We start from the raw sequence: 14582 nt of genomic DNA on the forward strand, positions 1-14582 counted from the left end.
GCTGACCAAGCGCCCTAATAACCGTGCAGCACACAACGAAATCTGTCAGTCCAGCAGTGCCATCGCCTCGGCGCTGCACGCCTCGATGCGCGCCCAGTCACCGTTCTTGATCCAGCTGCTGTCGAGCATCCAGGTGCCGCCGACACACATCACGTTGGGCAGCGCCATGTAGTTGCGCACGTTGGCAGGATTCACACCGCCCGTTGGGCAGAAGCGAATGTCACCGAACGGGCCGGCGAAGGCCTTGATCGCCGCCACCCCACCGCTGATCTCGGCCGGAAACAGCTTGAAGCGCCGGTAGCCTAGGGCGTAGCCCTGCATGATTTCCGACGGTGTGCTGATGCCAGGCAGCAGCGGGATATCGCTTTGTACGCCCGCTTCAAGAATGTCCTGGGTGATGCCTGGCGTGACGACGAACTGCGCACCTGCGGCTTCGACCGCGGCGAACATGCTGCGGTCGAGCACGGTGCCGGCACCGACGCACAACTCCGGGCGCTGCGCTCGCAGCACTTCGATGGCCTTCAGGCCATGCTTGGAGCGCAACGTCACCTCCAGGGTGCGGATGCCACCGCTGGCCAGCGCGTCGGCCAGCGGCAGAATGTCTTCCTCACGGGCGATGGTGATCACCGGCAAGATGCGCGCCGCGCCGCAGATCGCATCGATCCGGTCGGCTTTCTCGGCCATCGAGAGCAAAGGCTGTGGGCGTTCGAGGGTGGTCATGACTGAGGATCCTTGGCTCATGGGCACCAGTAGATGTCCAGGGGGTCGTGAAGAAAAGCGCGAATCGGCATTTCGGTAGGGTCTTCGGCCGCCAGCGCGGCGCGCAGCGTAGCGAGTTTGCCAGCGCCTTGCACGGACAGGGCGATAAAGCCTGCGCTTGCCAGCAATGCACGGGTCATGCTCAGGCGCTGGTGCGGCACCGCTGGCGCCAGCATCGCCAGGCAGCGGCGCTCGCTGACCTTGGCCAGCCCCTGGCGCAGATTGGGACTGGCCGGGAACAGCGAAGCGGTGTGACCGTCGTCGCCCATGCCCAGCACCAGCACATCGATCGGCGGCAGCTCGCCCAGGAGCTGATCGGCCAGCTCGGCAGCGGCTTCCAGGGTCGGAGAGGGTTGGTAGAGGCCGATGAAACGCGCCTTGGCTGCCGCGCCGTGCAACAGGTGTCGGGCGATCAGGCCGGCGTTGCTGGCCTCGTGCTCGACCGGCACCCAGCGCTCGTCGGCCAGGCTCACAGTGACCTTCGACCAGTCCAGCACCTGCCGGGCAAGCTGTTCGAGGAACGGCACCGGGCTACGCCCGCCGGACAGCACTACGCAGGCCTGGCCCTTGCTGGCGATAGCCTGACGCAGGCGCTCGGCCACCTCCTCGGCGAGGGCCTTGGCCAGTGCGTTGGCATCGGCCAGCGCGTGGGTGTGCACGCTCGCTGGCAGTTGCAGTTCAGATATCGCCATACCAAGACCTCCCATCTCGTGTAATCAGTGCAATCGAACTCATCGGCCCCCACGACCCCGCCGCGTAAGGCTTGGGCGCGTCGCCGCTGTTCTTCCAGCCGGCGATCAGCTGGTCGCACCATGTCCAGGCGTATTCGATTTCATCCTTGCGCACGAACAGGTTCTGGTTGCCACGCATCACTTCTAGCAACAAGCGCTCATAGGCATCCGGGATGCGCGCGCTGCGCCAGGCGTCGGAGAAATTCAGTTGCAGGGGGCCGCTGCGTAGCTGCATGCCCTTGTCCAGACCCTGTTCCTTGGTCATCACGCGTAGCGAAATACCTTCGTCCGGCTGTAGGCGGATGATCAGCTTGTTGCCGATCTGCAAGCGCTGTTCCGGCGCAAAGATGTAGTGCGGCGTTTCCTTGAAATGGATGACGATCTGCGACAGCTTGTGCGGCATGCGCTTGCCGGTGCGCAGGTAGAACGGCACCCCCGACCAGCGCCAATTGCGAATGTCGGCGCGCAGGGCGACGAAGGTTTCGGTGTCGCTCTGCGCGTTGGCGTTGTCTTCTTCCAGATAACCCGGTACCGGCTTGCCCTCGCTGTAGCCGGCGATGTACTGGCCGCGCACCACGCGGGTGCTCAGGCCCTCGCCGGTGATCGGTGCCAGGGCCTTGAGCACCTTGACCTTCTCATCGCGGATGCTGTCGGCGGACAAGTCGCTGGGCGGGTCCATGGCGATCAGGCAAAGCAGTTGCAGCAGGTGGTTCTGGATCATGTCGCGCAGTTGCCCGGCCTTGTCGAAGTAACCCCAGCGGCCTTCGATACCGACTTGCTCGGCCACGGTGATTTCCACGTGGGAGATAGAGTTCTGGTTCCACTGGGTTTCGAACAGGCTGTTGGCAAAGCGCAGGGCGATCAGGTTCTGCACCGTCTCTTTGCCCAGGTAGTGGTCGATGCGATAGACCCGGTTTTCCGGAAAGAACCGCGCCACGGCGTCGTTGACCCGGCGTGAGGACTCCAGGTCATGGCCGATGGGTTTTTCAAGCACCACGCGGGTGCGTGGCGCCAGGCCGGCCTTGTCGAGGTTCTCGCAGATCGCACCGTACACCGCCGCCGCCGTGGCGAAGTAGGCGATCAGCGGCAGCTCTGGCGCGGCCTGCTCAGCCAGGGCCTGGTAACCCTCGGGCTGGACGAAGTCCAGGTGCAGGTAGCCAAGGCGGGCGAAGAAGCGGCGCAGCGTCAGTGGATCGATTTCGCTCTCAGGGACGTGGCGGCGCAAGTGCGCCTCGATGGCCTCCAGGTGCTGCTCGGCGCTGCCCGCTTCGCGTGCCAGGGCCAGCAGGCGGGTGTCCGGGTGCAACAAATTGGCGCGGTCGAGCTGGTAGAGCGCCGGAAACAGCTTGCGCAATGCCAGGTCGCCAAGGGCGCCAAACAGGGCAAAGGTGCAAGGTTCAACACTGATCGCGGCCATAAATGTTGGTTCTTTTATAAAGTTAAGCTAGGAATACCGGTTTCAGCCCTGTTTTTCAAGGGCCAATGTAGTAAAAACAACAACATCATGTACAAACCTTACAGACAAGTGGTGCGGTAATCTCAGCGACAGTACGATAGACAACTTTGCAAAAAGCCTGCTGTTTCGCCAGCCGGCTGTCTGCCAGCACCGACTCAACGACCCAAGGACACCCCATGGACCGCGTGCGAAACCTCCTCGAACAAATCCAGGGTCGCCTGGACGAGCTGAACAAGGCCGAGCGCAAGGTCGCCGAAGTCATCCTGCTCAACCCGCAACAAGCCACTCGTTTCAGCATCGCCGCCCTGGCTCAGGCAGCCAAGGTCAGCGAGCCCACGGTCAACCGCTTCTGCCGCTCGTTCGGCGTCAGCGGCTATCCCGAACTCAAGCTGCAACTGGCGCAAAGCCTGGCCAGCGGCGCGGCCTACGTGAGCCGTGCGGTGGAGGCCGACGATGATCCAGCCGCCTACACCCAGAAGATATTCGGCAGTGCCATCGCCTCGCTGGACAGCGCCTGCCAGCAGCTTGATCCACAGCAGGTCAGCCGCGCCGTAGACATGATGATCCAGGCCCGGCAGATCCACTTCTTCGGCCTGGGAGCCTCAGCCCCCGTGGCCCTCGATGCCCAGCACAAGTTCTTTCGCTTCAACCTGGCCGTGTCGGCCCACGCCGATGTGCTGATGCAGCGCATGCTGGCCTCGGTAGCCCACACTGGCGACCTGTTCGTGATCATTTCCTACACCGGGCGCACGCGCGAGCTGGTGGAAGTCGCACGCCTGGCCCGGGACAACGGCGCCTCGGTACTCGGCCTGACCGCAGCCGGCTCGCCGCTGGCCCAGGCTTGCAGCCTGAGCCTGCACATCCCGCTGCCCGAGGACACCGACATCTACATGCCGATGACCTCGCGGATCATCCAGCTAACCGTGCTCGACGTGCTGGCCACCGGCATGACCCTGCGCCGTGGCGTGGACTTCCAGCCGCACCTGCGCAAGATCAAGGAAAGCCTCAACGCCAGCCGCTACCCCATCGAGGACGACGACCTCAACTGAGCCGGTGCGCCTGCAAACGCAGGTGCGCCCGCTCCCCCGGCGCCAGGCTCAGCCCGGCATCGCTGCCGCTGGCCGCCTCGACGCAGACGAAACCCTGGCACTCGCGCCCGCTCACGCCCATCAGCGGCCGCCTGCCAGGGTGCCAGACCACGGTGTCGTCGCTGTCGCCGGTATCGATGCACAGCTCGCGCTGCCAGGCAGGATCCTGCAGTTGTACGCGGGGCGTACCCGGAAAGACTTTCTGACAACCGCCACGCAACTTGAGCGCCCCATCTTCACGGCAGGCCTGGCGATTCAGACGGTCGTAGCCCTCGATATCTTCAAGCCCAGACAGCGCTACCTTCGACACGTCACTGATGCGCCAGTAGGCCAGCAGCGCATGGCTCAGTTGGCACGGTTCGCTGTCCTGGTGTTCGGTACTCAAGCTCAGCTCCATGCTCGCGCCTAGGCGCGCGTGCAAGTCTACCTGCCAGTCGCACAGGTCCAGGCGCCACTTGAGTGTCACGCCCTGCTCGTCTTCAAGGCTGTCGACCAGTTTCCAGTCCAACAGGCGCGCCCAGCCGTGGGCCGGCCACAGGTCTTCGCTGGGATGGCGTCCATACCAGGGCCAGCACACCGGCACTCCACCACGGATCGCGCCCACCTGCGGCCACTGTTCGGCGCACCACAGCCAGGGCTTCTCGCCGGCCGGCTGAAAATGCAGCAGTTGCGCGCCCTGGCGGCTGAACACCGCCTGGCAACGTGGGTGATCGATGATCAGGACATCACGCTGCTGGTAACGCTCCCACTCGAAGGTCGGCCGTGGCCGTTGCGTCGTGAAGAAGCGGTGTAGCGGATGTTCAGGCATGGTTCCAGGCTCTTTGTTGTTCGAGATAGCGCTGTCTCGCCCCTTGCCCGCTAACCACTGCAGACCAGTGGTTAGCGGAGGGCCGAAAATGGATGGCGTAAATTTACAACAATTGTTCTCAGAATGACGACTGAATCTTCAAGCCCGCGACCAGCGCGTTGTCGACTTGATCCACCGCCCCTGGGCTCTTGATGTATTGCAGGTTCGGTCGCACGGTCAGCCAATTGGTGACATGGAAGCCGTAATAAAGCTCGGCGTTGTATTCGGTACGTTGCAGCGGGACGAAACCTGGGTTGTCGTAGTCATTGATGCCACTGGCGGCATTGAGCAGTTCGGCACGCTTTTTCACATCGTCATTGACATGGATACGCGCGATGCCGAAACCGATGTCGTCCTTGGGCCGTGCATCGAAGGCGCCTTTGTACACCAGGCCTACCTGCTGGTAGTTGTCGACCACGTTGGTGGCTTTGTCGTGCACGGTAAAATTGGCGAACACGCTCAAGCCACGGCTAGCGTCGCTGGCATGCGCGGTCACCTGCTGCTGGGCCACGACCCACCAGCCATGCTTGCTCGAGTGCGACTTGAAGTCAGCCCCGGTGAGCGCTTGCGGGTTGCCATTGACGTCGTCATACACATCGTCGGCCTTGGCGGTGCTGTAGTAGTAGCCCAGCCGGTACTCGCCCGGCAGACCATTGACCTTGGGCGACCAGACCATCTCCACCGGCAGGATCGCACCCTTGGTACCGCTGCCGCTGAGCTTGAAGCCATTGCCGGTTTCCAGGTTGGAGGGGTTCTGCTCGTAGGCGCCCACCTGCACGAAGAAGTCCGGGCTGAGGTTGTACTTGACCCGCAGCGCCCACTGACTGACCGGCCAGTTGTACCAGATGCCACCGACCCAGTTGCCGACCTGGGAGCCGCAGAACGCCAGGTTCTGGAAGTCGCAGGGGAAGCTGTTGAAGTCCTCGCCCTCGCCGAAGCGCCCAACCTTCACGTCCAGTGCGCCGTCGAAGTACTTCTGCTTGATCCACATCTGGGTAAGGCGCCAAGTCTGGCCACGCCCCCACACTTCCTGCACCGAGCTGAACTGTCCGGCACGCGGGTCGCTGATGCGGTCGTTGGACAGGTTGCGCCCGCTGCGCTCGGTGATCGCCAGCTTGAACTCGGTATCCTTCCAGCCGAAGATCTTCTCAAGGTCCAGGTGCGCGCCCAGGGCGAACTGATCGCTGTAGCGAGCCGTCTTGTCGTCGTTGTAGCCCCCATGCAGGTTGCCGGCAACTTCGCCGACGTAGTCGAGGGTAAAGTCGTAGCCCTTCTCCAGCAGCTCGGTGCGGGTGCCGCCCCAGTCGCCGGTCATCCATTTCGAGTCCGACGAGAAAGCCTCGGCAGCTTGAACGCCGCTGCTGCCCACAGCGGCCAACAAGGCCAGCGAGCCCAACGTTCTGATGCGATTGCGCTGTTCCATTCCTTTGCATCCTCTTTTCTTGTTATTGACAGAACGGTTTGACGGCGGCCGCTCCTACACAGAGACCGCGTGGGTTTAACGGCCTTTGAAGCGGGCCACGTTGTCCTTCACGGTGGTGGCAGCTTGATCAAGGCGCTCGCCGCTGGCGGCGTCGAATAGCAGCACTCGCGCCGGATCGAACTGTAGGTTGAGGCTGTCGCCGACCCGGCACGCCACATCCGGCGCCAGGCGGCAGCAGACCTTGGTCTGGTTGAGCGTGACGAACACCAGCAGGTCGGGGCCGGTGGGCTCGGTGACTTGCACCTCGGCACGAATGCCCGGCAGGCCATTGCCCTCGGCGGCGCCAAGGCTGATCTGCTCCGGGCGAATGCCCAGGATGATCTCGCGCCCCTCCAGTGCATCGCTGGCCGCCCCCAACGGCAGCTCGCAGCGGGCCTGGCCACTGTCGAGCAAGGCCAGCATGCGTCCGTCCTGGCGCGCCAGGCGTACCGGGATGAAGTTCATCGGTGGCGAGCCGATGAAACTTGCGACGAACAAGTTGGCCGGATCGTTGTAAATCTGCTGCGGGGTGCCGAACTGCTGGATGATGCCGTCCTTCATTACGGCCACCTTGTCGCCCAGGGTCATGGCCTCAATCTGGTCGTGGGTGACGTACACCGTGGTGGTCTTCAGGCGCTGGTGCATCAACTTGATCTCGGTGCGCATCTCCACCCGCAGCTTGGCGTCCAGGTTCGACAACGGCTCATCGAACAGATAGATCTTCGGCCGGCGTGCCAGCGCCCGGCCCATGGCCACGCGCTGCTGTTGGCCGCCCGACAGTTGCCCCGGCTTGCGCCCCAGCAGGTGCTCGATCTGCAACAGCTTGGCCACCCGCGCCACTTCTTCATCGATGGCCGCCTGGGGCAGCTTGCGGATCTTCAAGCCGAAGGCGATGTTGTCACGCACATTCATAGTCGGGTACAGCGCGTAGGACTGGAACACCATGGCGATGTCGCGATCCTTCGGGCTCATGCCGCTGACGTCCTGATCATCGATGAGGATCGCGCCGCCACTGATGCTCTCAAGACCGGCGATGCAGTTCATCAGCGTGGACTTGCCGCACCCAGAGGGGCCTACCAGGATCAGGAACTCGCCATCCTTAATCGCCAGCTGAATATCCTTTAGCGTGTCAGGCAGGCCAGTGCCATAGGTCTTGTGCACATTGCGTAGTTCGAGTGTTGCCATGACTTACCCCTTGACCGCGCCGGCGGTCAGCCCGCGCACGAAATACTTGCCCGCAATCACATAGACCAGCAGCGTCGGCAGCCCGGCGATCATCGCTGCGGCCATGTCGACGTTGTATTCCTTGGCCCCGGTGCTGGTGTTGACCAGGTTGTTCAGGGCCACGGTGATCGGTTGCGAGTCGCCGCTGGAAAACACCACCCCGAACAGGAAGTCGTTCCAGATCTGGGTGAACTGCCAGATCAGGCAGACCATGATGATCGGCGTGGACATCGGCAGGATGATCCGCCCGAAGATGGTGAAGAAGCCGGCGCCATCCAGCCGCGCCGCCTTGACCAACGCATCGGGAATGCTCACGTAGTAGTTGCGAAAGAACAGCGTGGTGAAGGCCAGCCCATACACCACATGGACCAACACCAGGCCGCTGGTAGTGCTGGCCAGGCCCAGCTTGCCGAGGGTGAACGAAGCCGGCAGCAGCACGGTCTGGAACGGCAGGAAGCAGCCGAACAACAACAGTCCGAAGAACAGCTGCGAGCCGCGAAAACGCCACATCGACAGCACATAGCCGTTCAGCGCACCGATGGCGGTACTGATCAGCACCGCCGGCACGGTGATCAGCACCGAGTTGACGAAATAGCCATTGACCGTGGCCCAGGCTTTGCTCCAGCCAAGGGTGGTGAACGTGGTCGGCCAGCTCAGCAGGTTACCGGTACCGATGTCTTCAGGGGTCTTGAAGCTGGTCAGCAGCATCACCACCAGTGGCACCAGGTACAGCAACACCGCCAGCAGCAGCACGGCATGGATGGCGATGCGGCTGAGATTCAGCGCAGGTTTGTCAGTCACGCTAGTCATGGCGCTTGCCCCGCAGTTCGGAGTACAGGTAGGGGACCAGGATCGCCAGGATCGCGCCAAGCATCAGGACCGCGCTGGCCGAGCCCATGCCCATCTGCCCGCGGCTGAAGGTGAAGGCGTACATGAACATCGCCGGCAAGTCGGAGGAATAGCCCGGGCCGCCAGCGGTCATCGCCGCCACCAGGTCGAAGCTCTTGATGGCGATGTGCGCAAGGATCATCAGCGAACTGAAGAACACCGGGCGCAGGCTGGGCAGTACCACCGTCCAGTAGATGCGTGGCAGGCTGGCGCCGTCGAGTTGGGCGGCGCGAATGATCGACTGATCGACGCCGCGCAGGCCTGCCAGGAACATCGCCATGATGAAGCCCGAGGCTTGCCACACGGCAGCGATCACCAGGCAATAGACAACCCGGTCAGGGTCGATCAGCCAGTCAAGGCGAAAGCCCTCCCACCCCCAGTCGCGCAGCAACTTGTCCAGGCCCATGCCGGGATTGAGCAGCCACTTCCAGGCGGTACCGGTGACGATCATCGACAGCGCCATCGGGTACAGGTAGATCGTGCGGATGAACCCTTCGCGGCGGATACGCTGATCCAGCAGCACCGCCAGCAACACCCCAATGGCCAGACTGACGCCGATGAACAGGCCGCCGAACACCAGCAGGTTCTTGCTCGCCACCCACCAGCGGTCGTTGTCGAATAGCCGCGCATACTGCGCCAGCCCTGCCCATTTATAGGTAGGCAGGAAGGTGGACGTCGTGAAGGAGAGGACGAACGTCCACAGGATATAGCCGTAGAACCCCACCAGTACGATGAACATGCTCGGTGCCAACACCAGCTTGGGTAGCCAGCGCTGGAGCGCGTCCAGGGGGGAGGCCCGCAAAGGGGCGGTCAGTGTGGTCATGCTCGAATACCCGAAGATAGGGCCCCCACATCACCTGCGGGGGCGGGCTCGCCAGTGGCTACTTGGCGGCGTTGATCGCTGCGGCGAGCTTCTTGGCCGCATCCGCTGGATCCGCTTTCGGGTCGTTGATGTAGTTGGTCACCACATCGAAGAACGCGCCCTGTACAGCCAGCGTGGTCGCCATGTTGTGCGCCATGCTCGGCTGCAAGCCACCGGACTTGGCATCCGCCAGGAAGTCCTTGGCAGCGGTCTGGGCGCAGGCATCGAAGCCGTATTTGCGCATGTCCGCGAGCATGTCGTTACGCACCGGGATCGAGCCCTTGTTGATGCTGAATACCTTCTGGAAGTTCTCACCCAACACCTGCCGGGCGATGTCCTGTTGGCCAGCCGCTGTGCCTTCGTTCTTCTGCTTGAACACCACCAGCGAGTCGATGTTGTAGAGGAATGCTTTTTCGGTGCCAGGGAACGGCACGCACTGGTAGTCGGTGCCAGCAGTCTTCTTGGCCAGGGTCCATTCGCTCTTGGCCCAGTCGCCCATGATCTGCATGCCGGCCTTGCCGTTGATGACCTTGGCCGCTTCGAGGTTCCAGTCCTGGCCCTTGCCGTCCGGGTCCATGTAGGTGGCGACCTTTTTCAGCTCGGTGAGCGACTTGACCATGCCAGGGCCGGTGAGGGCCTGCGGGTCGAGATCGACCAGGGCCTTCTTGTAGCCCTCAGCCCCCATCACCGACAGCACCACGCTTTCGAACACCGTACTGTCCTGCCACGGCTGCCCGCCATGGGCCAGCGGGATGAAGCCTGCGGCCTTGAGCTTGTCGGCGGCGGCGTAGAACTCATCGAGGGTGGTCGGCGCCTTGGCGATACCGGCCTTCTGGAGCACCTGCGGGTTGATCCACAGCCAGTTGATGCGGTGAATGTTCACCGGCACTGCCACGTAGTCGCCGTCGTACTTGACGGTATCGGCGACTTTCTTGTCCAGCAGACTGTCCCACTTCTCCTGCTCGGCGACTGGTTTGAGCACCTCGCTGTCGAGCAGGCCGGTGGCCGCCCAGTCCTGGATGTCCGGGCCCTTGATCTGCGCGACGCCTGGCGGGTTACCGGCCACGGCGCGGCTTTTGAGGACGGTCATGGCGGTGGCACCGCCGCCACCGGCCACAGCACCGTCTTTCCAGGTGAAGCCGTCCTTTTCGACTTGGGCCTTGAGCACCTCGACCGCAGCCTTTTCGCCACCGGAGGTCCACCAATGGACCACTTCCACGCTGCCTTTGGAATCGGCGGCATGGGCGCTGAGGGAACACATGGATGCGAGAGAAATCGCGGCGGCGAGACGAAGCGTCGAATACATGGGAAATACCTTTCTTGTTGTTATGCGTGGCAAGACTGTCGCTTGCATTGCAATGGAGTGTAAGTAAGCCGCGCAGCCGATCAGGTAACGAACGGATGCGCGAATGTCATCACTTGGTTACATAACCAACGCGCAGGCGAAGCTCGGGGCCAGCGGCAAGCGAGGTGCCAGTACCGCTTGCAAGGCGTGGTAGAGGTCTGGCTTACCGCCCCAGATGCGCGCACTGGGGCAGTTGTCAGGGTCAAGTTCGTGGTGCCAACTGCCGCCTGCATGATCGATCAGGTGCTCGGCGATGAAATCCCAGAAGCCGCGATACCACCGCTCGTACTGCGCTTCGCCGGTGCGCTGCAACAAAGCCGCGGCGCTGGCGCAGGCCTCGGCATGAACCCAGTGCAGGCGTTCGCGCACCACCGGACGATTGTGCCAGTCGAGGGTGTAGACCAACCCTGGAGCACCATCGACCTGCCAGGCGTGGCGGCAGGCACTGTCGAACAGGCCGCGGGCAGCGACCAACAGCTCGCCAGGCGCGCCCAGGCCGGCGCGTTGCAGCGCAGCCTCCAGGTGCAACAGCAGACGCGCCCACTCGAAGGCGTGGCCAGGCGTGGTGCCGTAGGGGCGAAACCCGTCCGCGCGTTGGTCGTGGTTGTACTCCGGCAGGGCTTGCCAATGCGCATTGAAATGCTCGGTCACGCGGTAGCCATCAGCGGCTGCCTGAGCCAGGATCAGCCGCTGCACGATACGCAGCGAGCGCTCCAGCCAGCGCGTATCGCCGGTGACATCGGCCAGGGCGAGAAAGGCCTCGACACCGTGCATGTTGCTGTTCGCGCCCCGGTAAGCCTCGCAGGTGTGCCAGTCACGACTGAAGGCCTCGCGCAAGGCGCCCTCCTCTTCGCTCCAGAAGCGCCTGTCGATGACTTCGATGGCATCGCGCAGCAGCGCCCGCGCCTCGTCCACCCCGGCGACCACCGCCGAGCTGGCCGCCAGGGCGACGAAGGCGTGCAGATAGGCCGTCTTGGCGTCCTCGCCGCGCCCGCCGGGTCGGGCGTACCAGCCTGCATGCTGGGCATCGTGCAGCGGGCCTTGCAGGGCGGCCACACCATGCTCGACCAGGTCCTTGCACCCGGGGATGCCGTGCAGGTGGGCCAGGGCGAAGCTGTGGGTCATGCGCGCCGTGTTCAGGGTCTCGGCACTGGCGCCACGCGGCAGGCGGCCCTCGTAATCGAGGTTGCCAAAGCCTTCGGGCAAGCGCGCAGAACGGGCGAAGGCCAGCAAGCGCAGGGCTTCTTGGGTGAGCCAGGCGTGATGCGTGGGAGAGTCGAGCCAACGGTGGGTCATGGGGCGTGGGCGTCCTTGTTGTTGTCAGCCGAGTCTAGCCAGCCGTCCTGGGCTGGATGTCACGAAGGCTGGCAGGATTGTCACCAAGCCGTGACATGAATCCCTGTAGGAGATTACCCAGCCCTTTGGGCCGCGCTGTCGCGCAGAGAACTGATTTCGCAAGCGCGCCGCGTACCCTGTGGGAGCGGCGGTTCGGCGCCCCGACTTGCCCGCGAAGCAGGCGACTCAGTGGATGGCACCGGCTTTGCCGGTGTTCGCGGGCAAGCCCGCTCCCACAGATTCCTTCTAAATCAACAAGTTATGTGTAGTTCTATGAGAGCGGCCTTGTGCCGCGAAAGGGCTGCGTAGCAGCCCCGAAGGTATGTGCCGTGGCTGAAATCCTGGGGCCGCTTTGCGACCCGTTCGCGACACAAGGCCGCTCCTACAGGCGTCGCTTATTCCACTGTGCGCGGCAGGTACAGGGTCACCCGCAAGCCCCCTTCACGCAGGTTGAGCAAACTCACCTCGCCTCCGTGGCTGTGCGCGATGTTACGCGCGATACCGAGCCCCAACCCGTAGCCCTGCTGTTGTCCGGCCAGACGAAAATGCGGCTCGAACACCTGCTCAAGACGCTGCTCCGGCACTCCCGGCCCCTGATCGTCGACCTGCAGCACGAAGCTCTGCGGGCTGTCGATGATGCGCAAGCGCGCGCGTTCGCCGTACTTGATGGCGTTATCGATCAAGTTGCCGATGCAGCGGCGCAGGGCTAGCGACTTGCCCGGATACGGCGCCAGCGCCGAGCCCTCGACAGTGATGCGGCCATCCTCCAGGTACGGTTCGGCAAGCATGTGCAGGACCTGGTTGAGGTCGATCGGCTCGATGTTTTCGTGGATGTCGGTGTCCTTCACGCATTGCAGCGCACCCTTGACCAGCAACTCCAACTCGTCGAGGTCGCGGCTGAAACGCGCTTGCAACTGCTCATCCTCCAGCAGCTCGACGCGCAGGCGCAGACGCGTGATCGGCGTGCGCAAGTCGTGGGAAATCGCGCTGAACAGCTGGGCGCGCTCGGTGAGATAGCGGCTGATGCGCTCGCGCATGCTGTTGAAAGCCCGCCCGACATCCTCCACCTCGCTGCCACCGCCCTCGGCCACCGGCGCCACGTTGGCGCCCAGCGACATCTCTCGCGCCGCACGGGCCAGGCGCTTGAGCGGCCGGCTCTGCCAGTGCACCAGCAGGCCGATGAACACCAGCAGCATCGCCGTGGTCAGGGCGATGAAGCCGATTTGCTGGCGTGGCAGGCGCTCGGTCTCCAGGCTGGTGTAGGGCTCGGGCAACAGCGAAGCGATGTACAGCCACTCGCCCTCGCCCAGGCGGATCTGGGTAACCAGTACCGGCGGGTTGAGCGGTTCCAGGGTCAACGAATAATGCGCCCACGAACGCGGCAGTTCGTCGAGCTTCAGGCCGCTATTGAAAATCCTCAGGTCATCGGGCCGCACGAACGCCACATCCACCTCGACCTGTGACCCCAAGCGCTCATGCAGCACCTGCTCGAACACCGCGATCACCGCCTGCTTGCGCGGGGTGACCGGCAACACCGGCATGTCCAGGGGCTTGACGTTGAGCGACACGAAAAACCGCGTGCCGCCCATGCTGCGCAACTGGTCCAGCACCATGGGCCGGTAGGCGACCGGCAGCGAGCGAAAGTAGCTGACGCTGGCGCTCATCGAGTGGGCCAGGCTGCTGGCACTGGCACGTAGGCCCTGCAACTGGCTGGCACGCAGTTGCGCGACCCAGATCAGGCTCGACAGGCCTTGGGCCAACACCACCACCAGCAGGGTGAGCAGCAGCATGCGCCCCAATAGCGAGCGTGGCAGCAGACGCCGGCGCCGCTCGCTAGACCGGGCAGACATGCGCCGCCAACAGGTAGCCGCTGCCACGCACGGTACGGATCAGCCGCGGCGGTTTGTCGGTGTCACGCAGGCGCTGGCGCAGACGGCTGACCGCCATGTCGACGATGCGGTCCAGCGGCATCGGCTCGCGCCCACGGGTGGCGTTGCCGATGGTGTCACGGTCAAGAATCTGCTGAGGGTGGTCGAGGAACAGCTTGAGCAAGGCAAAGTCCGCACCGCTCAGGATCACCTCTTCACCGTCGCGGTGGAACAGTCGGTGGCTGACCGTGTCCAGGCGCCAGTCATCGAAGGCCAGCACGGCACTGGGAGATGCGACCTGGGTAAAATCGGCGCGACGTAGCAACGCCTTGATCCGCGCCTGCAATTCGCGCGGGCTGAAGGGTTTGCCGAGGTAGTCATCGGCGCCCAGTTCAAGGCCGATGATCCGATCCGCTTCATCGGAGCTGGCGGTGAGCATGATGATCGGCACCTGCGCCTGACGCGGATGCTGGCGCACCCATCGGCACAGGCTGAAGCCGTCCTCGTCAGGCAGCATCACATCGAGGATCACCAGGTCGTAAGGTGCTGCTTCCAGAGCACGGCGAAACCCCTGGCCATCGGGTTCGGCGTGCACGTGCAGGCCACAGCGGCTGAGGTAGGTCTGCAAAAGTTCGCGAATATCCTGGTCGTCGTCGACCATCAGGATCGATTTACCGGCAGTGCTCACAATGGTCCTTCCTTTGGTCTGTCGCAGAT

At 63.5% G+C, this 14582-nt stretch carries 13 protein-coding genes; 1 reads left to right on the forward strand and 12 read right to left on the reverse strand.

Translation table 11 applies throughout. From position 1 onward, the window contains the following. Positions 1–45: 45 nt before the first annotated feature. The 3 genes from ACNFIC_RS06055 to zwf are packed head-to-tail and all read right to left on the reverse strand — an operon-like array spanning position 46 to position 2907. Complete coding sequence (locus ACNFIC_RS06055; RefSeq protein WP_138218775.1) at positions 46–720, reverse strand: bifunctional 4-hydroxy-2-oxoglutarate aldolase/2-dehydro-3-deoxy-phosphogluconate aldolase; 675 nt, start codon at positions 718–720, stop codon at positions 46–48. A gap of 17 nt (positions 721–737) precedes the next feature. Continuing rightward, complete coding sequence (pgl, locus tag ACNFIC_RS06060) at positions 738–1451, reverse strand: 6-phosphogluconolactonase (protein ID WP_138218776.1); 714 nt, start codon at positions 1449–1451, stop codon at positions 738–740. Then, complete coding sequence (gene zwf, locus ACNFIC_RS06065; RefSeq protein ID WP_416780344.1) at positions 1438–2907, reverse strand: glucose-6-phosphate dehydrogenase; 1470 nt, start codon at positions 2905–2907, stop codon at positions 1438–1440. The genes pgl and zwf overlap by 14 nt, the downstream gene beginning before the upstream one ends. A gap of 224 nt (positions 2908–3131) precedes the next feature. On the opposite strand from zwf, the gene hexR reads away from it, so the two are divergent. Beyond that, entirely contained in the window at positions 3132–3995 is an 864-nt protein-coding gene (gene hexR, locus ACNFIC_RS06070) for a DNA-binding transcriptional regulator HexR (RefSeq protein WP_171030927.1), read from the forward strand. Here the strand turns inward: hexR and ACNFIC_RS06075 are convergent. The 9 genes from ACNFIC_RS06075 to ACNFIC_RS06115 form a co-directional block, all read right to left on the reverse strand. Further along, complete coding sequence (locus ACNFIC_RS06075) at positions 3988–4842, reverse strand: D-hexose-6-phosphate mutarotase (RefSeq protein ID WP_138218779.1); 855 nt, start codon at positions 4840–4842, stop codon at positions 3988–3990. The two genes, hexR and ACNFIC_RS06075, sit on opposite strands and share 8 nt — an antisense overlap. A gap of 118 nt (positions 4843–4960) precedes the next feature. Further along, entirely contained in the window at positions 4961–6304 is a 1344-nt protein-coding gene (locus ACNFIC_RS06080; RefSeq protein WP_138218780.1) for a carbohydrate porin, read from the reverse strand. Between the two features lie 75 nt (positions 6305–6379). Then, a complete protein-coding gene (locus ACNFIC_RS06085; RefSeq protein WP_138218781.1) occupies positions 6380–7528 on the reverse strand; it encodes an ABC transporter ATP-binding protein in 1149 nt (382 codons plus the stop codon). A 3-nt stretch (positions 7529–7531) separates the two neighbouring features. Further along, a complete protein-coding gene (locus tag ACNFIC_RS06090; RefSeq protein ID WP_138218782.1) occupies positions 7532–8377 on the reverse strand; it encodes a carbohydrate ABC transporter permease in 846 nt (281 codons plus the stop codon). Next, complete coding sequence (locus ACNFIC_RS06095) at positions 8370–9278, reverse strand: carbohydrate ABC transporter permease (protein ID WP_416780347.1); 909 nt, start codon at positions 9276–9278, stop codon at positions 8370–8372. The genes ACNFIC_RS06090 and ACNFIC_RS06095 overlap by 8 nt, the downstream gene beginning before the upstream one ends. 58 nt (positions 9279–9336) lie before the next feature. Further along, entirely contained in the window at positions 9337–10623 is a 1287-nt protein-coding gene (locus ACNFIC_RS06100; protein ID WP_416780350.1) for an ABC transporter substrate-binding protein, read from the reverse strand. A 117-nt stretch (positions 10624–10740) separates the two neighbouring features. Beyond that, on the reverse strand, positions 10741–11958 hold the full coding sequence (locus ACNFIC_RS06105) for an AGE family epimerase/isomerase (protein ID WP_138218785.1): 1218 nt from the start codon (positions 11956–11958) through the stop codon (positions 10741–10743). A 434-nt stretch (positions 11959–12392) separates the two neighbouring features. Beyond that, entirely contained in the window at positions 12393–13847 is a 1455-nt protein-coding gene (locus tag ACNFIC_RS06110) for an ATP-binding protein (protein ID WP_416780353.1), read from the reverse strand. Continuing rightward, entirely contained in the window at positions 13831–14553 is a 723-nt protein-coding gene (locus ACNFIC_RS06115) for a response regulator (RefSeq protein ID WP_138218787.1), read from the reverse strand. Before ACNFIC_RS06115 ends, ACNFIC_RS06110 begins: the two co-directional genes overlap by 17 nt. Between the last annotated feature and the right edge of the window lie 29 nt (positions 14554–14582).

This window comes from Pseudomonas sp. NY15463, assembly GCF_048068415.1.
GTDB lineage: Bacteria > Pseudomonadota > Gammaproteobacteria > Pseudomonadales > Pseudomonadaceae > Aquipseudomonas > Aquipseudomonas mosselii_C.

What these genes read in the sequence shown, in the direction of transcription:
- ACNFIC_RS06055 (WP_138218775.1), bottom strand. Translation starts at nt 720, where the DNA reads ATGACCACCCTCGAACGCCCACAGCCTTTGCTCTCGATGGCCGAGAAA.
- pgl (WP_138218776.1), bottom strand. Translation starts at nt 1,451, where the DNA reads ATGGCGATATCTGAACTGCAACTGCCAGCGAGCGTGCACACCCACGCG.
- zwf (WP_416780344.1), bottom strand. Translation starts at nt 2,907, where the DNA reads ATGGCCGCGATCAGTGTTGAACCTTGCACCTTTGCCCTGTTTGGCGCC.
- ACNFIC_RS06075 (WP_138218779.1), bottom strand. Translation starts at nt 4,842, where the DNA reads ATGCCTGAACATCCGCTACACCGCTTCTTCACGACGCAACGGCCACGG.
- ACNFIC_RS06080 (WP_138218780.1), bottom strand. Translation starts at nt 6,304, where the DNA reads ATGGAACAGCGCAATCGCATCAGAACGTTGGGCTCGCTGGCCTTGTTG.
- ACNFIC_RS06085 (WP_138218781.1), bottom strand. Translation starts at nt 7,528, where the DNA reads ATGGCAACACTCGAACTACGCAATGTGCACAAGACCTATGGCACTGGC.
- ACNFIC_RS06090 (WP_138218782.1), bottom strand. Translation starts at nt 8,377, where the DNA reads ATGACTAGCGTGACTGACAAACCTGCGCTGAATCTCAGCCGCATCGCC.
- ACNFIC_RS06095 (WP_416780347.1), bottom strand. Translation starts at nt 9,278, where the DNA reads ATGACCACACTGACCGCCCCTTTGCGGGCCTCCCCCCTGGACGCGCTC.
- ACNFIC_RS06100 (WP_416780350.1), bottom strand. Translation starts at nt 10,623, where the DNA reads ATGTATTCGACGCTTCGTCTCGCCGCCGCGATTTCTCTCGCATCCATG.
- ACNFIC_RS06105 (WP_138218785.1), bottom strand. Translation starts at nt 11,958, where the DNA reads ATGACCCACCGTTGGCTCGACTCTCCCACGCATCACGCCTGGCTCACC.
- ACNFIC_RS06110 (WP_416780353.1), bottom strand. Translation starts at nt 13,847, where the DNA reads ATGTCTGCCCGGTCTAGCGAGCGGCGCCGGCGTCTGCTGCCACGCTCG.